Genomic DNA, 25,122 nt, shown 5'->3' on the forward strand with positions numbered 1-25,122 from the left:
CAAAACAAGTCTTTGCCCGGGTTCTCGGATTGGTCGGACCTTAACGGTCCGATGCCGGATATGGTGCGTCGGATACTGGCATTGGTGGAGGATGCGTGGTGTCCCGGCGATACCGATCCGATGGTTTCATTTGGACCTACGGATACAGCCGCTGATTTGGCTTGGGCGCAGTGCGCTGATGCAATGCCTGCAAGAGGTCAATGGCGCGGCAAACGGGCGGCCGGATAGGCCAAGCGGCAATATCGGTGGCTGCACGGGGGAATTACCTGGGTGCCTAAGACGCGCACTATTGATTGAAACCTTCGGAAAGGGTGCATCGTGCCCTTTCCGCTTTCACGCCTGGGATAGGTTCATGCTGTCACAACACTGTAAGCTGATTGCAATTGGCATAGCCCTTTGCGGCGCCTTTGCCGTCTCTGCCCGGGCCCTTTTGGCCAAAGATGATATAGAAGCCCAGACGCAGAGGGTTTTCGAGGCAGCTTTTGCAACCAAAGTGACAGAACAGATCAGCAATCCGATCCTGAGGGTCAGACAGGGGTCCGAGACGTTTTGCATTCAGGAAAACCACGCCACCCGGACATGGGCGAGCACCCTTATCGCCGATCTGTCGGACGCATTCGAGTTGGGCTGGAGGCAGATCCTCGTTGATGACCTTGCCGCCTGTCCTGAGGACATCACGACCTTTTACGTGTTGCAGGGCGCGCGGCCTGATCAGGCGGCGTTGCTGGACCTCATGGAAGGCATTGTCGGCAGCAGACCCCCCGATCCGGCTGCGATTTTTCCGGAGTGGGCGCGGGGTATGTCGGTCAGCCTGCCCGGTCCGGGCCATCGGGAATTTGTCCTTGCGAGTTCCTATAGCGATATGCCCCATGGTGTTGCCCGCTCCATCCTGTCGGAAGAGCTTTTGCAATCCATCCTGCGGGCGTCCGATGTTGATGCCACCCAGATCGTGTCCCTATTGGCGGAAGACCTGCGAAACAAGGATTACAGCGCCTGGTTCGAGAACAACCCAATGGGCTTCTGCAGCGTCGACATCGTCCTGCTGGAACTGTTGCTAGGACCGTCAACCGCAAACCTGCGCAAGATGGATCAGATGCGGGCTTATCTGACGACCAGCTTTGATGCGCTGTTGGAGGCGGCAGAAAGCCGCGCGAAAAGCCTGAGCCTTTACCGCGACCCGCGCTGCTGGGTTTGGGAATCTTCGTAGCGCTGCACCCTATCTTACCCCCAGACTTTCCTGCACGACCTTTACGATCGGGGCGATGGTGACAACCGGAAGCTGATCAATGACACCGTGTCGGCAATGTCGGACGAAGTCCCAGTCCGACCGGCGGCATACCATGCCAGATTGAGCCGGCCGGGATCCTGCGCATACTGCATCTGGCAAGTTTGGTTCACCGGTTTCATTGTATCGCCTGACGTGCCGGTGTTTGCGCTGCCCCCCTGACGCGGATGTGTTCGTTCCTGGCACCAGATGGGTACTTGTACACCTTGAAAACCGCCAGAATGGCCTAGGTCGCAGTCAGTCCAAACAGGTCATTGATATGCGCGCATTCCTCATTTTCGCGGCGTCGGTTCTGCTGATGTCCTCCAACCTCGTCCTGGCGCAGGGCGGTCCGTCGTCAGTCGGGGTGCAGGAAGTGGAGATGCGCGCGCTTACCGAAACGGTTCCGGTCTTTGCCGATGTGGTCACCGCGCGCGACGGAACGATTGCGAGCCGGGTTGCGGGCAATGTTGAAAAAGTTCATGTCCTTGCCGGGGCGCAGGTTGATAAGGACGATCTTCTGGTTGAGCTTAATCAAGAGCTTTTGACCATCCTCGTGTCGCAATCCAAAGCGGAGCTGGAAGAGGCCGCAGCCCGGATCGAAACGGCACAGGCGCGGCTGGACCGGGCGGAAACCGTCTTTGCCCGCACGGAGGGATTACGCGGTTCAACCTCCTTCAGCGAAGGCCGGTTTGACGAGGTGCAGGCCGATGTGCTTGAAGCGCGCTCGGAATTGGTGGCGGCGAAGGCCCGTGAGACAATCAGTCAGACGCGGCTTGATGAAAGTCGATATCGGCTCAGGCGGAGTGAGATACGCGCGCCGTTTGCCGGTGTCGTGATCGCGGTGCAGACCATTCCGGGTGCTTTCATTCAGGCGGGAACACCGGTTCTGCGCATGATCGACACGGAAAGCTTCGAGATCGAAGCCCGCATTCCCGGCCAGTATGTCGGGGCGCTTGCTGCAGGTCAGGAAGTGCAGGCCGTCACTTCGTCCGGGACGAACCTGACAGCGCGGGTGCGGGCCATTCTGCCCATTGAAGACCCTGCCACCCGCACCCGCGCTGTGCGTTTCGTGGCACCTGATCTGGGCAATGTTGCGGACGTGGCTGCGGGAGCTTCGCTGACGCTGCAGATCCCCATCGGAGGTGCGCGCGAGGTCTTGTCAGTGCCCAAGGACGCGCTTGTGCAATCGGCAAATGGCTGGACGGTCTTTGTCGTTGAAGATGACATGGCGCAGCCGCGAACCGTGCAGTTGGGCGTTGCCGTGGGTGACCGGTACGAGGTGCTGTCGGGGTTGGCACCGGGTGATCTGGCGGTGATCCGGGGCAACGAACGGCTGCGGCCCGGACAGCCCGTTGCAGCCAGTCCAATGGACGCGGATTGATGGATATTATCCGCTTCGCCATTGACCGTCCCATCGCGGTTGTCGCTACGGTCCTGATGGCGGTGCTGTTCGGGCTGATCGCGCTCTCGCGCATCCCCATCCAGCTTGCGCCGGATGTGCGCAAACCGATCGTGGTGATTGAAACCGTCTGGCCCGGCGCGGCACCATCGGAGATCGAGCGGGAAATCGTCAACCCGCAGGAGGAAGCGCTGCGGGGGCTTGAAGGGCTTGAGATCATGACATCCCGCTCGCGCACGGGGCAGGCCGAGGTCACGCTGGAATTCGCCGTTGGCACGGATATGAGCCAGTCGCTGCTTTTGGTGTCCAACCGGCTTGATCGCGTCGGCAGCTATCCGGCGGAGGCGAATGAGCCTTCGCTCAATACCTCCGGGTCGGATGACAGTCCCATCGCGTGGGTGCTGCTGACGGCGGCAGAGGGAAATAACCGTGATATGCCAACCTACGGTGACTTTGTCGAAGATATCATCAAGGACAGGGTGGAGCGGATCGAAGGGGTGTCGGCGGTCAATGTCTTCGGTGGCGTGACCCGTGAACTTCAGATCATCGTGGACCCGCGGCGGTTGTCCCGATTTGGCCTGACTGTGCCGGAAGTCGTGCGCATCCTGCGGGCCGAAAACATCTCGATCTCGGCGGGTGATGTGGACGAAGGCAAACGCCGCTATGTGGTGCGGACCGAGGGCAATCTGAACACCGAGGACGCCATTCGCGCTGTCGTTCTTCGGTCGGCGGCCACGTCGGGCGGGACAGGACGGGTGCGGGTGGCGGATGTTGCTGACGTGGCCTTTGCCTACAAGGAGCCGACATCGCGTTTGCGGTTCAAGGGGCAGCCGGGGCTGGCTTTCAATGTCGTGCGCGAATCCGGTGCCAATGTGATTTCCGTGATGGAGGAATTGCGTCTGGTCCTGTCGGAGTTGCGCGCAGGCCCGGTTGCGGCGCAGGGCCTTGAGATGCAGCAGGTCTATGACGAGACGATCTATATCGACGGGGCGATTTCCCTTGTTACGCAGAACATCTGGATTGGCGGGGCGCTGGCGGCACTGATCCTGATGCTGTTTCTCAGGTCCCTGCGGGCGACGCTGGTTGTCTCGCTCGCGATCCCGGTGTCCATCGTGGCGACCTTTGTGGTGATGGCGATCACCGGTCGGACGCTCAATGTGATTTCGCTGGCGGGGATTGCCTTTGCAGTGGGCATGATCGTGGACGCTGCGATTGTGGTGCTTGAGAACATCTACAGGCTGCGGGAAGAGGGCAAGAGCCGACGCGAGGCCGCCTATCTTGGCGCGCAGCAGGTCTGGGGTGCGATCCTTGTCTCCGCTCTGACAACGGTTCTGGTGTTTGTGCCGATCCTGATCATGCAGCTGGAGGCCGGTCAGCTTTTCCGCGACATCGCGGTGGCGATATCCGTCTCCGTCCTGTTGTCGCTGGTGGTTGCAGTCACGGTAATCCCGGCGCTGGCCAGCAGGCTGCTGACAGCGAAGGACCAAAAACCTGTGCGCCTTTTTGGGATCGACCATCTGGCCGGAGGGTTTCGCGCGCTTGTCATGGCTTACGTTCGGCTGACGGTGCGCTACCGCGCGATCGGGCTTTTGATGGTCGGGCTGATTGCTGGCGGGGCGGGCATTGCCAGCTACACCTTCCTGCCACGGCTGGAATACCTGCCCGAAGGCAATCGGAACCTTGTCTTTGGCCTGATCATCCCGCCGCCAGGGTACAACCTTGAGACCACGCAGACCATCGCCCAGCGGATCGAAGCGGTGGCAGAGCCCCTTTGGGAAGCGGCACCTGCGACCGAAACAGAAGATGGCACACCCACAATTGCCAATTTCTTCTTTGTGGCGACGCCGGGCAACTCCTTCGTCGGTGCGGCCGCGCAGGATGGCCAGCGCGCGGGGGAGCTGATCCCTGTGCTGAGCCGCCCGATCTTTGCCGAACCTGGCACCTTCGGTTTCATGACACAGCCGTCGCTGTTTGGCCGTGGCGTTGGCGGGGGGCGTGCGATTGAGCTGAACATATCGGGTCAGGACCTGAACGAGATCCTCGCTGTGGCCGGTCGCGCCGCCGGGATAGTCTCGGGCTTACTGCCGCGCACGGAAGGGCACCAGTTTCGCCCCATTCCGGGGCTGGAGCTTGGTGCGCCCGAGGTGCGGCTGGTGCCGGACCGTCTGCGGCTTGCGGATGCCGGGTTGGACAGCTCGGGCCTTGCCGCGACGGTGGATGCTTTCAATGATGGGCTGCGGGTGGCCGAGATCACCGTTGGTGCCGAACGCGTTGATCTGGTTTTGAAAGGCGATCCATCCGTCAGCGTCGCCACGCGCACGCAGGACGTGGGCAGTTATCCGGTTGTGACACCGGGCGGGCAGATCGTCCCTGTTTCGGCGCTGGCGGACGTGATCCTGACAGCGGGCCCCACCGAAATCCGCCACCGCGACCGTTTGCGCACCGTCACGCTGGAGGTCCGGCCATCAGATGCGCTGCCGCTGGAAGCCGCCGTTGAACTGCTGGAGCGCGAAGTCGTCGCTGTGCTGCAGGAGCAAGGCGTGCCGGAGGACATCAGGCTCAGCGTATCGGGGACGGCGGATCAGTTGACCCAGACGTGGTCGGCCATTCAGATCAATCTTGTCGTAGCGCTGATCATTGTCTTTCTGGTGATGGCGATCCTGTTCGAAAGCTTTGTCCTGCCGCTGGTGATCCTGATTGCCGTCCCCGTCGCGGCGGCAGGTGGGGTCGGCGGGCTTGCGCTGCTCAATACGTTCCAGACCCAGCCGCTGGATATGTTGACCTTGCTGGGGTTCATCATTCTCGTCGGGATCGTGGTGAACAACGCCATCCTGATTGTGCACCAGACACTGTATCATCTGCGCGTTGACGAAATGGAGCCTGTCGCTGCGATTGAAGAGGCGACGCGTAACCGCATCAGGCCGATTTTCATGTCGACGCTGACCAGTGTGATGGGCATGTTACCGTTGATCATCTTTCCCGGTGAAGGGTCGGAGCTTTATCGTGGGCTTGGCGCGGTGGTGGTGGGTGGATTGTCGATGTCTGCCTTTCTGACGCTGCTCACGGTGCCGCCGTTGTTGCGTTTGTGTGTGCGAAAGCCGGTGCTTGCAGAACCTGCACTTGCCCCGACATGAGGCGCAAGACCGGGCCGGAAATGAGCGGACCTTGGTCCCTGCATGTCGGCGTCGTTCGCATGGGTGATTTAGGGTTCAGGCAAAGCGACTGGTGGCCATTTAGGATTTCGTGACGCAAGATGGCCTTGTCAGCTTGCCCTGTCCGGAGCCGCCCATGCCTGCACCCACTCTCCATTTCTCGCGCGTTGAGTTCGAAGACCGCATCGACAAGACCCGCAGGGCAATGCAAACGCGCGGGATCGACCTTCTGATCGTGTCTGACCCATCCAACATGAACTGGCTTACAGGATACGACGGATGGTCCTTCTATGTGCACCAATGTGTCGTGCTGCCATTGGAAGGGGAGCCGATCTGGTATGGACGCGGGCAGGACGCCAATGGGGCGTATCGCACCTGCTTCATGGATCCGGGGAACATCATCGGATACCCAGACCACTACGTGCAGTCGACCGAACGGCATCCGATGGATTTTCTGGCGGCACAGCTTGTCGACCGTAGCCACGCCAAGGGCGTGATCGGTGTGGAGATGGACAATTACTGGTTCACCGCCGCTGCTTTCGCCTCCCTGAAACAGAACCTGCCCAATGCGACGTTGACCGACGCGACAGCGCTGGTGAACTGGCAACGGGCGGTGAAGTCGGAGGCGGAATTGAAGCTGATGCGCCAGGCGGGCCGGATTGTCGGCAGGATGCATGAGCGGATCTTCGAGAAGGTGGAGCCGGGGATGCGTAAATGCGATCTGGTGGCAGAGATTTATGATGCCGCCCTGCGCTATGATCCGCAAATCGGGGCCGGGGGCGATTATCCCGCCATCGTGCCGCTGCTGCCGTCCGGTGCCGATGCGTCGGCGCCGCACCTGACATGGGACGATGCGCCGATGAAAGCCGGGGAGGGTACGTTTTTCGAAATTGCAGGCGTCGTGAAACGGTATCACTGCCCCCTGTCGCGCACCGTTTTTCTGGGCAAGCCCACGCAGACCTTCCTTGATGCCGAAAAGGCGGTGCTTGAGGGCATGGAGGCGGGTCTGGACAAGGCGCGGGTCGGAAACACCTGCGAAGATATCGCGGTCGCCTTTTTCGATGTTCTGAAGAAATACGGCATCACCAAGGACAACCGCACCGGCTATCCCATCGGTGTCAGCTATCCACCGGACTGGGGCGAACGCACGATGTCCCTGCGCCCCGGTGATACCAGTATCCTGCAAGAAAACATGACATTTCATTTCATGACGGGTCTGTGGATGGAGGATTGGGGTTTCGAGATCACCGAGAGTATCCGCATTGGCAAGGATGGTCCTGAATGCCTCGCGGATGTGCCGCGCAAGATGTTGGTGAAGGATTGATGCAATGACGCCTTCACCCGTTGTACCGACGATCCCCTTGGACAGGGACGGGATACACCACGGATTTCTCCGGCTGCCATACAGTCGGGACGACAGCGCCTGGGGGTCGATCATGATCCCCCTTGCGGTCGTCAAGAACGGCGATGGTCCCACAGCGCTTTTGACGGGGGGCAACCACGGCGATGAATACGAAGGACCGATTGCCCTTCAGGAATTGGCAGTCACCTTGTCGCCGGACGACATCAACGGCCGTATGATCATTGTGCCCTCGTTCAACTATCCCGCGTTCCGCGCCGGGAGCCGCACCTCTCCCATCGACAAGGGCAACCTGAACCGCAGCTTTCCGGGGCGTCCCGATGGGACCCCGACCGAAAAGATCGCCGACTATTTTCAACGTGTGTTGCTGCCGCTGGCAGATGTGGTGCTGGATTTTCATTCAGGGGGCAAAACGCTTGATTTCGTGCCTTTCGCTGCGGCGCATGTGTTGCCGGACAAGGCCCATCAGGCGGCCTGCGTTGCGGCGATGGAGGCTTTCAACGCGCCTTATTCGGTCATGCTGCGGGAGATCGACAGCGTCGGCATGTACGACACGGCAGCGGAAGACATGGGCAAGACCTTTGTCTCGACCGAACTCGGTGGCGGCGGGACGGCCACGGCCAAGTCCATAGGGACAGCCCGAAAGGGGGTCCGCAACGTGCTGATCCACGCCGGCGTCCTGAAGGGTGAGATGCAAACAGGCCCCACAATCACCATCGACATGCCTGATGACAATTGCTTTATATTTGCAGAGCATGACGGGCTTTTCGAGCCGATGATAGATCTGGGTGACGAGGTTTCCGAAGGCGAAGTTGTCGCGCGTGTCTGGCCGGTTGACCGAACCGGGGTTCCGCCGCTTGAATACAGGGCGAACATCTCCGGCATTCTGATCAGCCGTCATTTCCCGGGCCTGATCAAATCGGGGGATTGTGTGGCGGTGATCGGGATCGAAGTGAACCAATAAAGGGCTGTAGTCACGCAGCTGATGCACAAGGAGAGACAGGATGCTGAGAAACGACCAACTCGACCAATGGGATCGCGAAAACTTCTTTCATCCGTCAACGCATCTGGCCCAGCACGCCCGCGGAGAAAGCCCCAACCGGGTCATCAAAACGGCAAGTGGTGTGCACATTGAAGACCGCGACGGCACACGGTTGCTGGATGCCTTCGCGGGCCTTTACTGCGTGAACGTCGGCTATGGACGGACGGAAATCGCCGACGCCATCGCCGTGCAAGCACGTGAGCTGGCCTATTACCATTCCTACGCGGGCCACGGCACAGAGGCGAGCATCACGCTGTCCAGAATGATCCTTGATCGCGCACCTGCGAACATGTCGAAGGTCTATTTCGGGTTGGGGGGATCAGATGCGAATGAAACCAACGTGAAACTTGTCTGGTACTACAACAACGTCCTGCAGCGCCCTGAAAAGAAAAAGATTATCAGTCGATGGCGTGGATATCACGGCTCCGGTCTGGTGACCGGATCGCTGACCGGGTTGGACCTGTTCCATCGCAAATTCGGTATCCCGCTGGCAAACATCCTGCATACAGAGGCACCGTATTACTATCGCCGCAAGGATTTGGATCAGACCGAAGAACAGTTCGTCGCCCATTGCGTTTCCGCGCTCGAAGCCATGATTGCAAAGGAAGGCGCGGACACGATTGCGGCTTTCATCGCGGAACCGATGCTGGGAACGGGTGGCATCGTGCCACCGCCCGTAGGCTATTGGCCCGCAATCCAGGCCGTGCTGAAAAAGCATGACATCCTTCTGATCGCGGATGAAGTGGTCACCGGATTTGGTCGGCTGGGGACGATGTTCGGCTCCGATCATTATGGGTTGGAGGCGGACGTGATCACCATCGCCAAGGGCCTGACATCTGCCTATGCGCCGCTGTCCGGGTCCATAGTCAGTGACAAGGTCTGGAAGGTTCTGGAGCAGGGGACGGATGAAAACGGTCCCATCGGCCATGGTTGGACCTATTCCGCGCATCCCATCGGGGCGGCAGCCGGGGTGGCCAACCTCAAGCTGATTGATGAGCTTGATCTGGTTGCGAACGCCGGAGACGTCGGCGCCTATCTGACCCGCAGCATGCGGGAAGCTGTGGGCGATCATCCCAACGTCGGAGACGTTCGGGGCGAAGGGATGCTTTGCGCGGTGGAGTTCGTGAAGAACAAGGCTGACCGTGTGTTTTTCGATGCCACCGACAAGATCGGGCCGGAGGTTTCCGCGACACTTCTTGCGCAGGACAAGGTGATCGCACGGGCGATGCCGCAGTCGGACATCCTTGGTTTCGCGCCACCCTTGTGCCTGACACGCGAAAACGTCGACACGGTCGTCGCGGCGACAGCACGGGCCGTAAAGACGGTTTTCGGATAGCGGCTGGCCCAAGAAGAAACCGCCCCCGCTTTTCGGCAGGGGCGGCTTGATCGGTGCAAGTTAACCCTGATCAGGCCAGTTCGAAGCGATCCGCGTCCATGACCTTTGTCCAGGCGGTGACGAAGTCCGTGACGAACGTGTCGCCCGCATCGGCGCTGCCATAGACTTCGGCCAAGGCCCGCAGCTGCGAGTTGGACCCGAAGATCAGATCACAGCGCGTTCCGGTGCGCACAACGTCGCCACTGTGGCGGTCACGGGCTTCAAAGACCTGCTTCTGATCGTCGACGGCGGACCATGTGCAGGTCATGTCGAGGATCGTGGTGAAGAAGTCATTGCTCAGCACGCCGGGACGGTCAGTGAAGACACCGTGATTGGTGTCAGCGTAGTTCGCCCCCAGCACCCGAAGGCCACCCACCAGCACGGTCATTTCCGGCGCGGTCAGGGTCAGCAGTTGTGCACGGTCCACCAGCAGCTTTTCGGTCGGCACTGCGAATTCCGCACGCAGGTAGTTGCGGAACCCGTCGGCCTGCGGCTCAAGCACTTCAAAGCTTTCCGAATCGGTCTGTTCCTGGCTGGTATCCATCCGGCCTGGCGTGAACGGCACGGTGATGTCGTGACCACCAGCTTTTGCTGCCGCCTCCACAGCGGCCGACCCGCCCAGCACGATCAAATCGGCGATGGAGACTTTCTTGCCACCCGATGCGTTGTCGTTGAAGGCGGATTGCACGCCTTCCAGCGTCTCCAGCACGCGCGCCAGACGGGCAGGTTCGTTGACCTCCCAATCCTTTTGCGGGGCCAGGCGAATACGCGCACCATTGGCACCGCCACGCTTGTCCGAGCCCCTGAAGGTAGAGGCAGAGGCCCAGGCCACCGACACCAGATCGGCGATGGAAAGCCCGGATGCGAGGATCTGCTTTTTCAGTGCCGCCACATCCGCATCATCCACCAACGGATGATCGACAGCCGGGATCGGATCCTGCCAGATCAGGTCTTCTGCGGGAACTTCCTTGCCCAGATAACGCGCCTTGGGTCCCATGTCGCGGTGGGTCAGCTTGAACCATGCACGGGCATAGGCATCTGCGAAAAGGGCAGGGTCAGCCGCGTAACGCTCTGATATCTTGCGATAAGACGGGTCCACCTTCATTGCCATGTCGGCGGTCGTCATCATTGGTGCGTGCCTGCGGCTGGGATCGTGCGCATCCGGCACGGCATCCGCCATCGCGTCACCCTTCGGTTTCCACTGATGCGCGCCTGCGGGGCTTTTTGTCAGTTCCCATTCGTTGCCCAGCAGCGTCTCGAAATAGGACATGTCCCAAGTCGTGGGTGTTGGGGTCCAGGCGCCTTCGATGCCGGAGGTCGTGGCGTGCACGCCGATGCCGCTTTCGAAACCGTTCTTCCAGCCCAGGCCCATCTCTTCGATGGACGCCCCTTCGGGTTCCGCACCCACAAGTGACGGATCGCCCGCGCCGTGCGCCTTGCCAAAGGTGTGACCACCTGCGGTCAGCGCCACGGTTTCTTCATCGTTCATTGCCATGCGCGCGAATGTCTCGCGGATATCATGGGCCGACGCCTGCGGGTCGGGGTTGCCGTCCGGGCCTTCGGGATTGACATAGATCAGACCCATCTGAACGGCGGCCAGAGGGTTCTCAAGCTCACGTTCACCGGTGTAGCGGCTGCCGGGTTTGTCGGACGTAGCCAGCCATTCGGTTTCCGTTCCCCAGTAAATGTCCTCTTCGGGTTCCCAGATGTCTTCGCGTCCGCCCGCGAATCCGAAGCATTCAAAGCCCATCGTCTCCATCGCGACGTTGCCTGTCAGCACAAACAAATCCGCCCAGGACAGCGCCGCACCGTACTTCTGCTTGATCGGCCAAAGCAGGCGGCGCGCCTTGTCAAGGTTGCCGTTGTCGGGCCAGGAATTGAGCGGCGCAAATCGTTGCGAGCCAGATGATGCGCCACCGCGCCCGTCCGCCGTGCGGTAGGTACCTGCCGCATGCCACGCCATGCGTACGAACATCGGTCCATAGTGGCCATAGTCCGCGGGCCACCAGTCCTGCGACTCCGTCATCAGGTCTGCGAGGTCCTTCTTGACGGCATCCAGATCAAGCGCCTTGAAAGCCTCCGCATAGTTGAAATCCTGCTGCATCGGATCCGACAGCGGGGTGTTCTGGTGCAGGATCTTCAGGTTCAGCTGGTTTGGCCACCAATCCTTGTTGGATCTTACGTTGAACGTGGTGTTCTTGGCGCTGGTGTGCATGACGGGGCATCCGCCACCGCTTTCATAATCATTGCCGTCCATGATCTGCTCCTGTCTGGGTAAGGGGGGATTCCTGTCAGATTATATCAACCGGGTGCGATAAGGTGTAGTTGATTGTTCTGATCGTTGTAATAATCTGTCCTTATGGCAAACTTCACTTTGAAACAGTTGCGCTATTTTGAGGCGTTGGCCCAGCAGCAGCATTTCGGCCGTGCAGCGGAGATGTGCGCGATTTCCCAACCGGCCCTTTCGGTACAGATAAAGGAACTTGAACAGCAGACCGGTAAGGCCCTGTTTGAGCGCGCCGCCCGTCAGGTGCGACTGACGGCTTTTGGAGAGGATTTCGCAACCCGCGTGCGTGCGCTTTTGCGACAGGCGGACGATCTGGGTGCTTTCGCGGCCGCGGCGCGCGAACGGCTGGCGGGACGCTTTCGGCTGGGGGTGATCCCGACCGTCGCGCCGTATCTGTTGCCTGGTCTTGTGCCAAGATTGTCCGCAGAATTTCCCGATCTCGAATTGCGGCTGCGCGAAAGCCAGACCGCGCGGCTGGTCGAGGAGCTGTTGCAGGGGCGCCTTGATGCGGCTTTGGTCGCCTTGCCGATTGAGGAGCCGTCGCTGTCCGAAACGGTGTTGTTTTCGGAGGAATTTGTCCTTGTGCGCCCTGCGACCGATGCGGCGCTTCCCGTGCCGAAGGTGACTGATCTGCGCAACATGTTGCTGCTCGAAGAAGGGCACTGTCTGCGCGATCAGGCCTTGTCGTTCTGCAACCGTCCGGCAGGATTTGCCCGCGACGATCTGGATGGCAGTTCGTTGTCGACCTTGGTGCAGATGGTGGGTGCAGGTCTTGGGGTGACGATCCTGCCGCAGATGGCCGTGCCGCTTGAGACGCGCATGGCCGATGTGGTCTGCGCCCCGTTCGAGGGCACCGTACCGGGAAGAACAATCGGAATGGTCTGGCGCCGTACGAATCCAATGACGCAGGAATTGTGTGAGGTTGCGCAGGTCGTGCGCCAAGCGGCCGACCAGACCTGTACTGGCGCGCATATTCAGGTCGAAACAGCACAGCGCTGATTTTAGTAATTATATCAATGGACTGAAAGGGCGCTTGAAGACTTGGCAGTGTTAATCTGGTTGTAAGACCTGTGGCCCTAGGGTGCGGCAGCGCCATAGCGGGCGCTTGACTGCACGCTTGAGGATTTGCCGATGACTTCATCTTTCCCTGCCCGCCGCCGGGTGCACCCGCTGCGCAGCCTGTTTTTCAAATGCGCGTTCATGGTGGCGCTTTGCACGATCTTGGTGGTCGCGGTGATCGTGACGCGCAGCACCGCCGCGATGGAGCGGACAGTCATTGACAAAATGAAGACCCGCGCGGACGAGGTTACCGGTTTGATCGCGATGCAGATCGGCGGCGAAGTGCAGTTCGGCAATGCCGAAGGACTCAGTGGTGTCGTAACAGATGTGATCAACGCGGCGGGACAGGACGCATTGGGCGCCCTCGTCGTGGATGCCAATGGGGCGGTTCTGTATGCGTCGGAGACACTTGCGCAATCAGACGTCAAGAGGACGATGCAGGGGCTGGCTCGGCAGGCAAAGGACAAAGATGTGCCGGTCTCTTCCCCCGGTGGCCTTCTACGTGCCGAACCTGTTCGCTTTGGTCAGGAGGGCAAGACGGTTGGTGCAATCGTTACGGGGTGGACGGAAGACCATCAACTGGCAAAGCTGGCGCAATCGCAGCGGACGACATTGCTTGTGGCGTTGGGCGTTCTGGTGGCGGCACTTGGCGCTGTTGCACTCTATTTGCGGGGCGGCATGTCGCGCCCGCTGGCCCAGCTTGAACAGGCCATGTCGGAAGTGGCCGAGGAACACTACGATATTGACGTGCCGCAGGTTGGAAGACGGGATGAAATCGGCAGCATGGCCAGACGGTTGGACGCCTTTCGCAAAACCCTGTCACAGGCGCAGGTCGCGCAACATGCGGCGATGTTCAAGGGGGCTGCATTTGACGGGACGGCTGCCGGACTGATGGTGACCGATGAACAATTGAAGGTGACATTCTGCAACCCTGCCTGTCACGAAATCCTGCAAAATGTTGACGCAGGTCTGGCAGAGATCTGGCCGGGCATCACGTCCCACACAGTCATCGGCGCGAAGCTTGGCGATTTTGGTCCGCTCCGGAACTCCTTGTCGCAGATTGACGGCAGTCCGGGCCAGAGGCCGACACCTCTCGAGGTCAAGACAACAGTGGCAGGGCGCACGCTGCGAATTCGCCTCAATCCATCGGTGGCAGCAGATGGGACAGTCTTTGGCTGCGTGGTCGAATGGGCCGACCGTAGCCGGGCAGAGCACAATGCCACGATCCTTGAGGCGATCAATGCCAGTCAACTGATGATTGAATACGACCGCGCGGGGAACCTTTCCACCAGCAATTCGAACTTCCTCAAGCTGATCAATGGCACTGAAGAGGAGGCCCGCCGGTGTACCATGGCCCGCATGTTCGCGGGTAATCTCGAGGGCGATGCAGATGGCGCTGTTTTTGCACGCAAGGCGTTTGACGGGGCCATAGGCCCCGGGCGGTTCCAAGCCTACAGCACCCGGGCGGACAAGGTGTTTACGCTGGAAGGTAGTTTTTCAGTTGTCAGCAATGCCAGGGGTGAAGCGCAAAGCGTGGTCTTTCTGGGGGTGGATGTCACCGCCCAGGACGCGGAACGGCAAAAGGCGCTTCGGGAAAGTGCGCGGGCCGCGGATGAACAGGGGCGTGTTGTTGAACTGTTGGGGACAGCGTTGCAACAACTGGCAGACGGCGATCTGGAATCGGAGATTTCCGAAGCCGTTCCCGGCGAATACGACCGTTTGCGCCTGGATTTCAATGCGGCCGTCGGGGCGCTGAAACAGACCATAGGTGGTGTGATGCACAACGCCGACTCCATCCGCAATGAGACGAGCGAGATCACCACCGCCGCCGACGATCTGTCGCGTCGGACGGAAAAGCAGGCCGCAACGCTCGAGGAAACGGCGGCGGCACTGGATGAACTGACGGTTTCTGTAAAATCCGCCGCCGAAGGGGCCGATGACGCCTCCAAGATGTCGGCGGAAGCGCAAAAGAACGCCGAACAGGGCGGGGAAGTGGCCCGGCAGGCCGTCGCGGCCATGGACGGGATCAAGAATTCCTCGCAAGAGATATCAAAGATCACCAGCGTGATTGACGATATCGCCTTTCAGACCAATCTACTTGCACTGAATGCCGGAGTTGAAGCGGCGCGCGCGGGCGAGGCCGGTCGCGGGTTCGCAGTGGTTGCAACCGAAGTGCGCGCGCTGGCGCAGCGGTCCTCGGATGCCGCGCGGGAAATCAACACGCTGATCACCTCCAGCGGGGATCAGGTGCGGCAGGGGGTGGATCTTGTGGACCGAACAGGTTCGGCCCTCGGCTCCATCGTGTCGTCGGTCTCGGACATCTCCGACCGGATCGCGACCATCGCGGCGTCGGCGCGAGAGCAATCCAGCGGTCTTGCAGAGATCAACACAGCCGTGAACGAACTTGACCATGTGACCCAACAAAATGCAGCGATGTTCGAAGAAACTACCGCAGCAAGCCATGCGCTGCGCACGGAAACGGATTCCCTTGTCAGTGCAGTGTCGCGGTTCCGCATGAAGGGTCAAGGCATCCAGGCGCCGCCTGCGCCGACCCTCGCGGCGAAACCCGCCAATCCCGGGCCGCAAGTGGCGCCCGCAGCGATGCAGGGCAATGCCGCGGTCGACATGGCACCCGAACTGGACCCCGACGGATGGGAGGAATTCTAGTGCCCGCCATCGCCGCCGCTGCTCATCTATCACATGATGTCAGTCGCGCGCGCCGGCAAAACGGGTGGCCCATTCTTCCCGCTGTTCATCGGTGATCTTGGCAAAGAGAACCTCCGGCACCTCGAAAGAGTGGCCCGGTGCCAGCTGCGCCAGTGACGCAGGCACATCATTGGGCCAGCCTGCGTTTTCAACCTGCATGGCCGCCAGCATGCTGGCGGCGGCGTCGGGGATAAAGGGCGCCGACAGCCGCGCATAAAGCGGGATCAGGTTCAACGCCAGCCGAACCTGTGCCGCGGCTTTATCGGGGTTGGTCTTGAAGGTGGACCATGGCGCTTCGGCTTGGAGGTATTCGTTGCCTGCCGCCCAGATCGCGCGCAACTCCTGCGCCGCCTTGCGGACTTCGATGGCATCCATCGCCGCGCCGTAGCGCGCGACACGGGCGGTCAGATCGGCGATCAAAGCCTTCTCCGGCGCACCGTATGTTCCCGGCTCCGGCACCGCCTCCCCGAATTTGGAACGGCAGAATTTCGTGATCCGGCTGACGAAGTTGCCCAGAACATCCGCCAGGTCCTTGTTGATGGAGGCCTGGAAGTTTTCCCAGGTGAACTCCGCATCGGCGTTTTCCGGCGCATGGGACAACAGCCACCAGCGCCAGTAATCACTGGGCAGGATCTCCAGCGCCTGATCCATGAACACCCCGCGCCCGCGCGAGGTGGAGAACTGTCCACCATCATAATTGAGGAAATTGAAAGACTTGATGTAATCCACCAGCTTCCAAGGCTCGCCTGACCCCATGATCGTTGACGGAAAGCTGAGCGTGTGAAATGGCACGTTATCCTTTCCCATGAACTGGGTGTAGCGGACGTCATCCGCGCCCTTGTCGGTGCGCCACCAGCGTTCCCAATCGTCGCCCTTGCCCGCATCGACCCATTCCTGCGCGCAGGCAATGTATTCGATGGGTGCGTCGAACCAGACATAGAACACCTTGCCTTCCATGCCGGGCCAATCCGCGTCGCCGCGTTTGACCGGCACGCCCCATTTCAGGTCACGGGTGATCCCCCGATCCTGCAATCCGTCGCCATCGTGCAGCCACTTCCTGGCGATGGAGGTCGTCAGTACGGGCCAGTCGGTCTTGGATGTGATCCATGCATCCAGCTGATCCCTCATCGCGCTTTGGCGTAGCATCAGATGTTTGGTCGGGCGCATTTCAAGATCGGTGGCGCCTGACACGGTGGAACGGGGGTTGATCAGGTCCTCGGGATCGAGCTGCTTTGTGCAGTTGTCGCATTGGTCGCCGCGCGCGTCCTCGAACCCGCAGTTGGGGCAGGTGCCCTCGACATAGCGGTCGGGCAGGAAGCGGCCATCGGTTTCGGAATAGATCTGGCTTTGCTCCACCTCCTCGATCAAACCCTGATCGGCCAGCACACCTGCAAAGTGCTGGGTCAACTTGTGGTTCTGGGGGCTGGAGGAGCGCCCGAAATGGTCAAAGGACAGGCCGAAGCCTTTGGCAATGTCAGCCTGAATGGCGTGCAATTCGGCACAGTATTCAGCAACCGGTTTGCCCGCCTTGGCGGCGGCCAGTTCGGCGGGCGTGCCGTGTTCATCGGTGGCACACAGGAACAGCACCTCATGCCCACGGGAACGCAAATAGCGGGCATAGAGGTCCGCAGGCAGTTGGCTGCCCACCAGGTTACCCAGATGCTTGACCCCGTTGATATAGGGAATTGCGGAGGTGATCAGGTGGCGGGCCATGGGCGTGTCCTTGCTGCGTTCGGGCCTGCATAGCCCCTGCGCGCGCGGGGATCAATCAGCCCCGGACACGGGTTGCCCCTTGGGGGTTTTGGTCGGCGATGCCTCCCGTTCCTTGCGCAGCAGGCGTCCGATCAGGAAGGACGTGCGCGGGGCATAGACATAGGCTGTGCGCTTGTCCCGCGTGGGCCGCGCGCGCATACGGATGAGGCCAAAGACCACAAGCAGCAGATGCCCTGCGGAGACCATGGTGAACAAGGCCGCAGGGCCGTAATTCTCAATCAGGACGGAAGCCACGTATGGCGCAAGGATCGCGCCCGCCGCGAACCAGAACATCAAAGCGGCGGAAAGCTCCACCCGTTCGCTGGAACTTGCAAAATCATGTGCATGTGCGGCAGCGACGGAATAGATCGGAAAGGTGGTCAGGCCGAAAAGCCCGGCCAAAAGGTAGATGCCCGTCGGACTAAGTCCTGTTGCATAGACCGTGACGGTGCAACTGCCCATTGCTGCCACCGACAGCCAGATCAGCACCCATCGCCGGTCGAACTTGTCTGCCAGCCATCCCACCGGGAATTGCGCCACCGCGCCGCCCAGCACAAATGCTGACAGGAACCAGGCGATTTGCGGTGCGCTCAGCCCTACTTCTTGTCCGTAGATCGGCCCCACCATCCGAAATGACGCGCTCGACAGTGCGGCCACCACCACGCCCGCTGCCGCAAGCGGGGAGCGTTCGAAGGCCAAACGCGGGCGCAAACGCGGCTGGCTTGGGGTATCGGGTTGTTGCACGGTGCTAAGCACGACGGGCAGCAGCGCAGCACAGCACAGGATCGCCAGGAGGTTGTATGACACGTAAGACGCTGGTGCCAGCACACCAACCAACATCTGCGCGCCCAAGGATCCGGTCATGTCCACGACGCGGTAGACCCCCATCGCGCGGCCCCGCGTTTCATTGGTGACCTTGGCCTGCAACCAGGCTTCGATCACCGTGTAGCAGCCCGCCACACACAGGCCCGAGGCCATGCGCATCACCGCCCAGGCGTAGGCATCCAGCACCAACATATGCGCCAGCAGGCCGATGGCCCCGGTCGCGGTAAATGCGGCAAAGGCCCGGCTGTGACCCACCGATCCCATCAGGCGCGGGGCCCACCAGCACCCGACGAAGAACCCCAGAAAATGCGCTGATCCCAGAAGGCCGATTTCCTGTCGGGAGAATCCCAGCGTGCTGCCGGACAGGACATCCAACGGTCCGACACCACCTGAGGACAACTGAAGCAGGATGATGGACAAAAAGAGGGCCGCAAAGGAAATCAACATGCGCATGCTCCGGTGATACGGAGAATTGGACGCGCCGCCCCTTGCGTTCCCGACGCAGCGCGTCGTTTTTTCCCTGTCTGACGGGTTTGTTTACAGTTTTTTTGTGGAAAGCGGCGCAATCATACGCCCTTGCAGTCGTCCGCCCGCAGGCTAGGGTGCGCGCAGACACAGGCAAGAGGATCGAAGATGAAGCGCAGGAAACTTGGCAGCAGCGATATCGAGGTGACGGATCTGTGCCTGGGGTCGATGACGTGGGGTACGCAGAACACCACCGACGAAGGGCATGCACAGATTGACCGCGCACTTGATGCGGGCATCAATTTCATCGACACCGCTGAAATGTATCCCGTCAACCCCGTCAGCGCGGAGACAACAGGCCGGACGGAGCGGATCATCGGCCTGTGGTTTGAGCGGGACATGCGGCGCGACGACGTTGTGCTGGCCACCAAGCATTCGGGCGCGGGCATGGCACATGTCCGCGACGGGGCACCGATCAGTTCCAAGACCATCGCTGCCGCGATTGAAGGATCCTTGCGCAGGCTGAAGACCGATTACATTGATTTGTATCAGTTCCACTGGCCCAATCGCGGCAGTTACATGTTCAGGCAGAACTGGACCTATGACCCCTCCGGGCAGGACCGAGCAGAGAATATTTCCCACATGGAAGATGCTATGGGTGCGCTTCAAGATCAGGTGAAACGCGGCACCATCCGCGCCTTTGGCCTGAGCAATGAGAGCGCCTGGGGGCTAGCCCAATGGTCGGAGGTCGCGCGGCGCACGGGCGGACCAAGGCCCGTTTCGGTTCAGAATGAATATTCCTTGATGTGTCGCATGGCGGATACCGACGTGGCGGAAGCGTGTATCAATGAAGAGGTTGATATGCTGTCGTTTTCGCCTCTCGCCGCGGGGTTGCTGACCGGCAAGTACCAAGATGGTGCAGTGCCCGAAGGCTCCCGTATGTCGTTGGTGCCAGAGATGGGTGGGCGCAGGACCGCACGTGCATTCGATGCGGTAGACGCCTATCTGAAACTGGCGCGGGATCATGGGCTGGATCCGGTGCATATGGCGCTGGCCTGGGCGCGGGTGCGGCCTTTCATGGGATCTGTGATCTTCGGGGCCACGTCGATGGCGCAGCTTGAAGTGGCGCTGGCTGCTGCTGATGTCACGCTCAGCGACGAAGTGATGACAGCGCTGGATGAGATCAATCGCACACATCCGATGCCATATTGAAGGGGCAGTGCGTTCGAGCCGCATTCCAATTGCTGAAAATCGTTGCACTCGTTTGATCCGGGTCAATCCCAGCGAACGCCGGGTCCGATATTCTGGCGCTGCAAAGGAGATTTTCCATGGCAGCGACCACCAAGGCAGACCTGATCGCAATCACCGAAAAGGAATATGCGAAGCTTCGAAAGGTAATGGCCGATGTTGCGCCGCGTCAGGCGTTGGCAAAGGACGAAGACGACACATCGATCAAGGATGTGATTGCCCATCGCGCCCATTGGATCACGCTTTTCCTGGGGTGGTACAGGGATGGAAAAGCCGGCAAGACGGTGTATTTCCCTGCACTTGGGTACAAGTGGAACGACCTCAAACGCTACAATGCGGATCTGCGCACCCGGCAGATGGACATCGATTGGCCCGGGGCGATTGCGACGCTCGACCAAAACCACGCCCTTTTGCTTGCCTTCATGCAAAACGCATCGGAAGCGGATTTGTATGGCGGCCCGATGCAGGGTGCCCACAACAAATGGACGCCGGGGCGCTGGGCTGAGGCGACAGGCCCAAGCCACTACAGGTCAGCAGCCAAATATCTGCGTCAGCGCCTCAAGGTGATGTAGCGGCGCGACTGAGCGCGGAAGGCGTCGTTTTCAGCATGGTCATCGGCTGATCGCTGTCGCATGGTCTGGCCGAGAATCCCCGCCACGGAGGCCGACCCTTGCCACTTTCAATGAACAAAGACGTTTTTATCACCTGCGCCGTTACCGGCTCCGGAAGCACGCAGGACCGAAGCCCACATGTACCCCGCTCCCCTCAGCAGATCGCACAAAGCGCGATTGCAGCGGCCAAGGCAGGTGCAGCGGTGGTGCATTGCCATGTGCGGGATCCTGAGACGGGCGTGCCAAGCCGTGACGTGAAGCTTTACCGCGAAGTGACTGATCGGATCAGGGATTCTGAAGTTGATGTGGTGCTGAACCTGACGGCAGGCATGGGAGGCGATATCGTCTTTGGGGACGTGGATAGCCCGTTCCCCACGCGGGACGGCACGGACATGGTGGGCGCAACGGAACGCGTGGCACATATCGCGGAATGCCTGCCCGAAATCTGTACGCTGGATTGTGGAACCATGAATTTTGCCGAAGCCGACTACGTCATGACCAACACACCCGGCATGTTGACGGCCATGGGTGCGATGATGACCAAGCTGGGCGTGAAGCCGGAGATCGAGGCATTCGATACCGGCCATTTGTGGTACGCAAAACAACTGGTTGCGGATGGAGTGCTTGATGCGCCTGCGCTGGTGCAGCTGTGCATGGGCGTGCCCTGGGGCGCTCCGGATGACCTCAATACTTTCATGGCGATGGTCAACAATGTGCCGCAGGATTGGACCTTCTCCGCCTTTGGGCTGGGGCGCAATCAGATGGCATATGTGGCGGCAAGTGTCTTGGCGGGCGGCAATGTGCGCGTGGGGTTGGAGGACAACCTTTGGCTGGAGAAAGGCGTGCTGGCGGAAAACTGGCAGTTGGTGGAACGGGCAGGCACGATCATCGAAAACATGGGCGCGCGGGTCATCGGGCCGGCGGAGGTACGCGAAAAGCTTGGACTGAAATTGCAGGCAGCGGCGTGAGGCGCGCGTTCCTGGCTGTTTCCACTGCGCTGCTCTTGGGTGCCTGTGCGGCACCGTTGTCCGAACAGAAGACTGACTTGCGCAACCCCGACGCGATCCTCGCGGGGACGACGCGGTTCGACAAGGTGCGTTTCGCCGGGGATTGGCAAACGCTGGCCTGCATCGGGGCATGCGCGGATGCGTCAACCTACGTGGTGGCAACGGATGACGCCTATGTCCGGGTCGCTGGGGATGGCCAGACCGGTTTTGACGTAACGGCCCCCGGCGTGCTGCGCGAACGCGGTGGCGGGCAGACGCTGGTGGTGATGTGGGTCGATGACGGGTTTCGCACAGCAGCCGTTGGAGATGCTGCAGGCACTTGGGCGGCCGTGATTGACCGGGCGCGACCGGGTAGCGCAGACCGGATCAGGGCCGCCACGGAGATTTTGGATTTCAATGGCTGGGATGTCAGCCAGATGCGGAAGGCTGAGTAATGGGCAGGACAGCGGCGATCATCGGGGGCGGGGTCATTGGCGGTGGTTGGGCTGCGCGGTTTTTGCTGAACGGGTGGGACGTGCGCATCTTTGACCCGGATCCGGAGGCGGAGCGTAAGATCGGCGAGGTCCTGGGAAATGCGCGGCGATCTTTGCCGGGGTTGACCGACGTCGCTTTGCCGGGTGAGGGCGCTTTGAGCTTCCATGACAGCATCGCGGAGGCTGTCGACGGGGCAGGTTGGATACAGGAAAGCGTGCCGGAGCGGCTCGACATCAAGCACGCGACCTTTGCTGAAGTGCAGGCGGCTTGTGACAGCAAAGCGGTCATTGGCTCCTCAACTTCAGGCTTCAAACCGTCGCAATTGCAGCAGGGTGCGGCCCGACCCAGCCAGATCATGGTCGCCCATCCGTTCAACCCGGTGTACCTGCTGCCGTTGGTGGAACTGGTGCCCGGAGACGCGGGGGAGACCGCGTTCATTGAGCGCGCCAAGGCGACGCTTTCTTCGCTGGGGATGCATCCGCTGCATCTGAAGAAAGAAATCGATGCCCACGTGGCGGATCGTTTTCTGGAAGCGGTCTGGCGCGAAGCGCTTTGGCTGGTGAAGGACGGGATCGCCACCACCGAAGAGATCGACGACGCCATCCGCTTTGGCTTTGGCATCCGCTGGGCGCAGATGGGTCTGTTCGAGACCTACCGCGTGGCTGGTGGCGAAGCGGGGATGAAGCATTTCATGGCGCAGTTCGGGCCTGCGCTGAAATGGCCCTGGACCAAGCTGATGGATGTGCCGGAATTCACCGACGAATTGGTCGATCTGATCGCCGTGCAGTCGGATGCGCAATCCGGGCATCACTCGATCCGGGAGTTGGAGCGGATCCGCGACAACAACCTCGTGGCAATGATGCGGGCCTTGAAGGCGCAGAACTGGGGCGCCGGTGCATTGATTGCTGCGCAGGAGCAGGCATTGAAGGCAGGCGGCCCGATGGGGGCGGTCGCGGCTGACGTATCAGCGGAGCAGCCCGTGCTGACGGCACGGCGGACGGTGCCGCTCGATTGGACTGACTACAACGGACACATGACCGAGAGCCGCTATCTGCACGCCTTTGCGGATGCGACGGACCGCTTCATGGAACTGATCGGCTGCGATGCGGCCTATATTTCTTCCGGCGGCAGTTACTTCACCGCAGAGACACACATTCGGCACCTTGATGAGGCGCATGCCGGGGCGGTGATCGAGATCACGACGCAGGTCATTCTGGGTGCAGGCAAGAAAATGCACCTGTGGCATGAGATGAGGGAGGATGATCGGTTGTTGGCAACGGGAGAGCACTTCTTGTTGCATGTGAGTCTGGAGACCCGCAAGCCCAGCGTACCAAGCGCCGAGGTCGAGGCAAATCTGGTGCGGTTTGCACAAGGCCATGCGAGGTTGCCGGTACCTGACGGGTTGGGGCGGGCGATCGGGGCGAGGTAACCGAAGGCGCGGGATCGGCAATCCCAATGCCTTAGACGGGGGACGGATCAGTGGAACTTTGGATACCGGTGACGCTTGCGGCGGCAGCGTTTCAGACGGTGCGTTTCATGTTGCAGAAGGTATTGGCCACCGCAACGCTCAGTGCGGCGGGGGCGACGTTTTCGCGGTTCCTTTATTCGCTGCCGTTCATCTGGCTGTTGGTGCTTGGCTATGTGGCTGCAGGCGGCGGAGGGCTGCCGCAGATCGGACCGCAGTTCTGGGCTTTCGGCTTGATTGGGGCGACCGCCCAGATCCTCGCCACGGTCTGTGTGGTCTTGTTGTTCAAGGAAAGAAATTTTGCCGTTGGGATCACCTTCAAGAAGACCGAGGTGATACAGACGGCGTTGGTCGGATGGATCGTCCTTGGCGAGGGCGTGACGCCGCTGGCATTGGTGGCGATTGGTCTGGGGGTCGTGGCGCTGCTTTTGCTATCCGGTGGCACGGGGGCCGGAGGGATCAAGCTGGCCCATCTGGCCAACCGGGCAGCCGGACTGGGTATCGCCTCGGGTGTGTTGTTCGCCTTTTCGGCGGTGACCTACCGGGCGGCGTCGCTTGATGTGGTCAGTGATGATCCTCTGATGCGGGCATCCGTCACGCTGGCGTGTGTGGTGGCGATGCAGACGGCAATCATGGTGGTCTGGCTGGTGCTGCGCGAACCGGGTCAGATCGCCGCCGTATGGGGCGCGCGGCGGGTGGCGGTCTGGATCGGTTTGACGTCGATGGGAGGATCGTTGTGCTGGTTCATCGCCTTCACCTTGCAGAACGCCGCCTACGTCAAGGCGCTCGGGCAGGTGGAGTTGATCCTCAGCATTGCTGCCAGTACCATGTTTTTCAAAGAGAAAATTTCTGGACGAGAGTGGCTCGGCATGGCCGTGCTGGTGGTGTCCATCCTGATGTTGGTCGCGGTGATCTAGTCTTCCATGGGGCGGCCATAAAGGCGCAGGAACAGGCTCTCTTCGTCATTGTTGCGGAAGTACGGCACGGAGGTGGGAGGCGCCAGATCATGGGCGCGGGCTTCGATCTCGGCCAGGACCACCTGCGTGATGAAGGGCATGTCGAAGGTGCGGATCTCGGACAGCGGTATCCACTGCAGATGCGACAGTTCATCGGACGCGGCAGAAAAGTCATCCGCATCCGAAGTCAGCGCATCCGCGTCTACAAGGAAAAACCGCGCATCGAAACGCCGGGGTCGGCCCGGCGGCGTGAGCGCGCGGAACACGAACTGCAGCGCACCTGCATCAGGCAGGTGGCCGGTTGCGGCGAAATCCGTCCAGTCGGGCGGAGGCGGCGCGGTCCAGTCGCCGGGCGCACCGAGGATCTGGCCGGTTTCTTCCCAGAGTTCGCGAATGGCAGCGACGGTGATTGCATGGGCGAGGACGGGATCGGCTTCCTCGCTCAACCGGTCGGCACAAAGGGGCGACAGCGGTGCGGCAAGCGGCACCTGCGCATCTGCAGCATCGACCGCCCCACCTGGAAAGACGAACTTGTTGGGCATGAAGGCAGCTTTCGCGCCGCGCTGGCCCATCAGAATGCGCGGCGTGGTGAAACGGTCGCGCAGCACGATGACGGTGGCGGCGTTTCGGACCTTGCTTTTATCGATCTGCGCCAAGCGGCGGCCTTTCGTC

17 protein-coding genes and 1 pseudogene are annotated in these 25,122 nt (G+C 60.8%); 14 read left to right on the forward strand and 4 right to left on the reverse strand.

Annotation, left to right across the window (positions count from 1 at the left end):
* Nucleotides 1-493: 493 nt before the first annotated feature.
* The 6 genes from AB4X18_RS14810 to AB4X18_RS14835 all read left to right on the forward strand — a co-directional run bounded on the left by AB4X18_RS14810 (nucleotide 494) and on the right by AB4X18_RS14835 (nucleotide 9,556).
* Nucleotides 494-1,207: a hypothetical protein gene (locus AB4X18_RS14810; protein WP_370400818.1), complete on the forward strand. Its 714-nt coding sequence runs from the start codon at nucleotides 494-496 to the stop codon at nucleotides 1,205-1,207.
* Nucleotides 1,208-1,544: 337 nt separating this feature from the next.
* Entirely contained in the window at nucleotides 1,545-2,648 is a 1,104-nt protein-coding gene (locus AB4X18_RS14815) for an efflux RND transporter periplasmic adaptor subunit (protein ID WP_370400819.1), read from the forward strand.
* Nucleotides 2,648-5,800, forward strand: coding sequence for an efflux RND transporter permease subunit (locus AB4X18_RS14820; protein ID WP_370400820.1), 3,153 nt, complete (start codon nucleotides 2,648-2,650; stop codon nucleotides 5,798-5,800). Before AB4X18_RS14815 ends, AB4X18_RS14820 begins: the two co-directional genes overlap by 1 nt.
* Nucleotides 5,801-5,954: 154 nt before the next feature.
* On the forward strand, nucleotides 5,955-7,142 hold the full coding sequence (gene doeA, locus AB4X18_RS14825; RefSeq protein WP_370400821.1) for an ectoine hydrolase DoeA: 1,188 nt from the start codon (nucleotides 5,955-5,957) through the stop codon (nucleotides 7,140-7,142).
* Nucleotides 7,143-7,146: 4 nt separating this feature from the next.
* Nucleotides 7,147-8,142 carry a N(2)-acetyl-L-2,4-diaminobutanoate deacetylase DoeB gene (doeB, locus tag AB4X18_RS14830; protein ID WP_370400822.1) on the forward strand — a complete coding sequence of 332 codons (996 nt, stop codon included), beginning with the start codon at nucleotides 7,147-7,149 and terminating at the stop codon, nucleotides 8,140-8,142.
* Nucleotides 8,143-8,182: 40 nt separating this feature from the next.
* A complete protein-coding gene (locus tag AB4X18_RS14835; RefSeq protein ID WP_370400823.1) occupies nucleotides 8,183-9,556 on the forward strand; it encodes an aspartate aminotransferase family protein in 1,374 nt (457 codons plus the stop codon).
* Nucleotides 9,557-9,626: 70 nt separating this feature from the next.
* On the opposite strand, the gene katG is transcribed toward AB4X18_RS14835, so the two are convergent.
* Nucleotides 9,627-11,852, reverse strand: coding sequence for a catalase/peroxidase HPI (katG, locus tag AB4X18_RS14840; RefSeq protein WP_370400824.1), 2,226 nt, complete (start codon nucleotides 11,850-11,852; stop codon nucleotides 9,627-9,629).
* Between the two features lie 102 nt (nucleotides 11,853-11,954).
* On the opposite strand from katG, the gene AB4X18_RS14845 reads away from it, so the two are divergent.
* Entirely contained in the window at nucleotides 11,955-12,881 is a 927-nt protein-coding gene (locus AB4X18_RS14845) for a hydrogen peroxide-inducible genes activator (RefSeq protein WP_370400825.1), read from the forward strand.
* A 132-nt stretch (nucleotides 12,882-13,013) separates the two neighbouring features.
* A complete protein-coding gene (locus AB4X18_RS14850) occupies nucleotides 13,014-15,608 on the forward strand; it encodes a methyl-accepting chemotaxis protein (RefSeq protein ID WP_370400826.1) in 2,595 nt (864 codons plus the stop codon).
* 39 nt (nucleotides 15,609-15,647) lie between these two features.
* Here AB4X18_RS14850 and metG read toward each other — a convergent pair.
* Both metG and AB4X18_RS14860 read right to left on the reverse strand, forming a co-directional pair.
* A pseudogene (metG, locus tag AB4X18_RS14855) lies at nucleotides 15,648-17,372 on the reverse strand (methionine--tRNA ligase); the annotation flags it as partial.
* Nucleotides 17,373-17,411: 39 nt separating this feature from the next.
* Nucleotides 17,412-18,677 carry an MFS transporter gene (locus AB4X18_RS14860; protein WP_370400828.1) on the reverse strand — a complete coding sequence of 422 codons (1,266 nt, stop codon included), beginning with the start codon at nucleotides 18,675-18,677 and terminating at the stop codon, nucleotides 17,412-17,414.
* A 180-nt stretch (nucleotides 18,678-18,857) separates the two neighbouring features.
* Here AB4X18_RS14860 and AB4X18_RS14865 point away from each other — a divergent pair, with 180 nt between their 5' ends.
* From AB4X18_RS14865 to AB4X18_RS14890, 6 genes are all read left to right on the forward strand, one after another.
* Nucleotides 18,858-19,901 (forward strand): aldo/keto reductase, encoded by a 1,044-nt coding sequence (locus tag AB4X18_RS14865; protein ID WP_370400829.1) that lies wholly within the window; start codon nucleotides 18,858-18,860, stop codon nucleotides 19,899-19,901.
* A gap of 116 nt (nucleotides 19,902-20,017) precedes the next feature.
* Entirely contained in the window at nucleotides 20,018-20,509 is a 492-nt protein-coding gene (locus AB4X18_RS14870; protein ID WP_370400830.1) for a ClbS/DfsB family four-helix bundle protein, read from the forward strand.
* 98 nt (nucleotides 20,510-20,607) lie between these two features.
* Nucleotides 20,608-21,516 carry a 3-keto-5-aminohexanoate cleavage protein gene (locus tag AB4X18_RS14875; protein ID WP_432816754.1) on the forward strand — a complete coding sequence of 303 codons (909 nt, stop codon included), beginning with the start codon at nucleotides 20,608-20,610 and terminating at the stop codon, nucleotides 21,514-21,516.
* Nucleotides 21,513-21,989, forward strand: coding sequence for a hypothetical protein (locus AB4X18_RS14880; RefSeq protein ID WP_370400831.1), 477 nt, complete (start codon nucleotides 21,513-21,515; stop codon nucleotides 21,987-21,989). Before AB4X18_RS14875 ends, AB4X18_RS14880 begins: the two co-directional genes overlap by 4 nt.
* On the forward strand, nucleotides 21,989-23,458 hold the full coding sequence (locus tag AB4X18_RS14885) for a carnitine 3-dehydrogenase (RefSeq protein ID WP_370400832.1): 1,470 nt from the start codon (nucleotides 21,989-21,991) through the stop codon (nucleotides 23,456-23,458). Before AB4X18_RS14880 ends, AB4X18_RS14885 begins: the two co-directional genes overlap by 1 nt.
* A gap of 50 nt (nucleotides 23,459-23,508) precedes the next feature.
* Nucleotides 23,509-24,411, forward strand: coding sequence for an EamA family transporter (locus AB4X18_RS14890; RefSeq protein WP_370400833.1), 903 nt, complete (start codon nucleotides 23,509-23,511; stop codon nucleotides 24,409-24,411).
* Here AB4X18_RS14890 and AB4X18_RS14895 read toward each other — a convergent pair.
* On the reverse strand, nucleotides 24,408-25,106 hold the full coding sequence (locus AB4X18_RS14895; protein WP_370400834.1) for an NUDIX hydrolase: 699 nt from the start codon (nucleotides 25,104-25,106) through the stop codon (nucleotides 24,408-24,410). The two genes, AB4X18_RS14890 and AB4X18_RS14895, sit on opposite strands and share 4 nt — an antisense overlap.
* Nucleotides 25,107-25,122: the final 16 nt, after the last annotated feature.

This window comes from Sulfitobacter rhodophyticola (genome assembly GCF_041281685.2).
Taxonomy (GTDB): domain Bacteria; phylum Pseudomonadota; class Alphaproteobacteria; order Rhodobacterales; family Rhodobacteraceae; genus Sulfitobacter.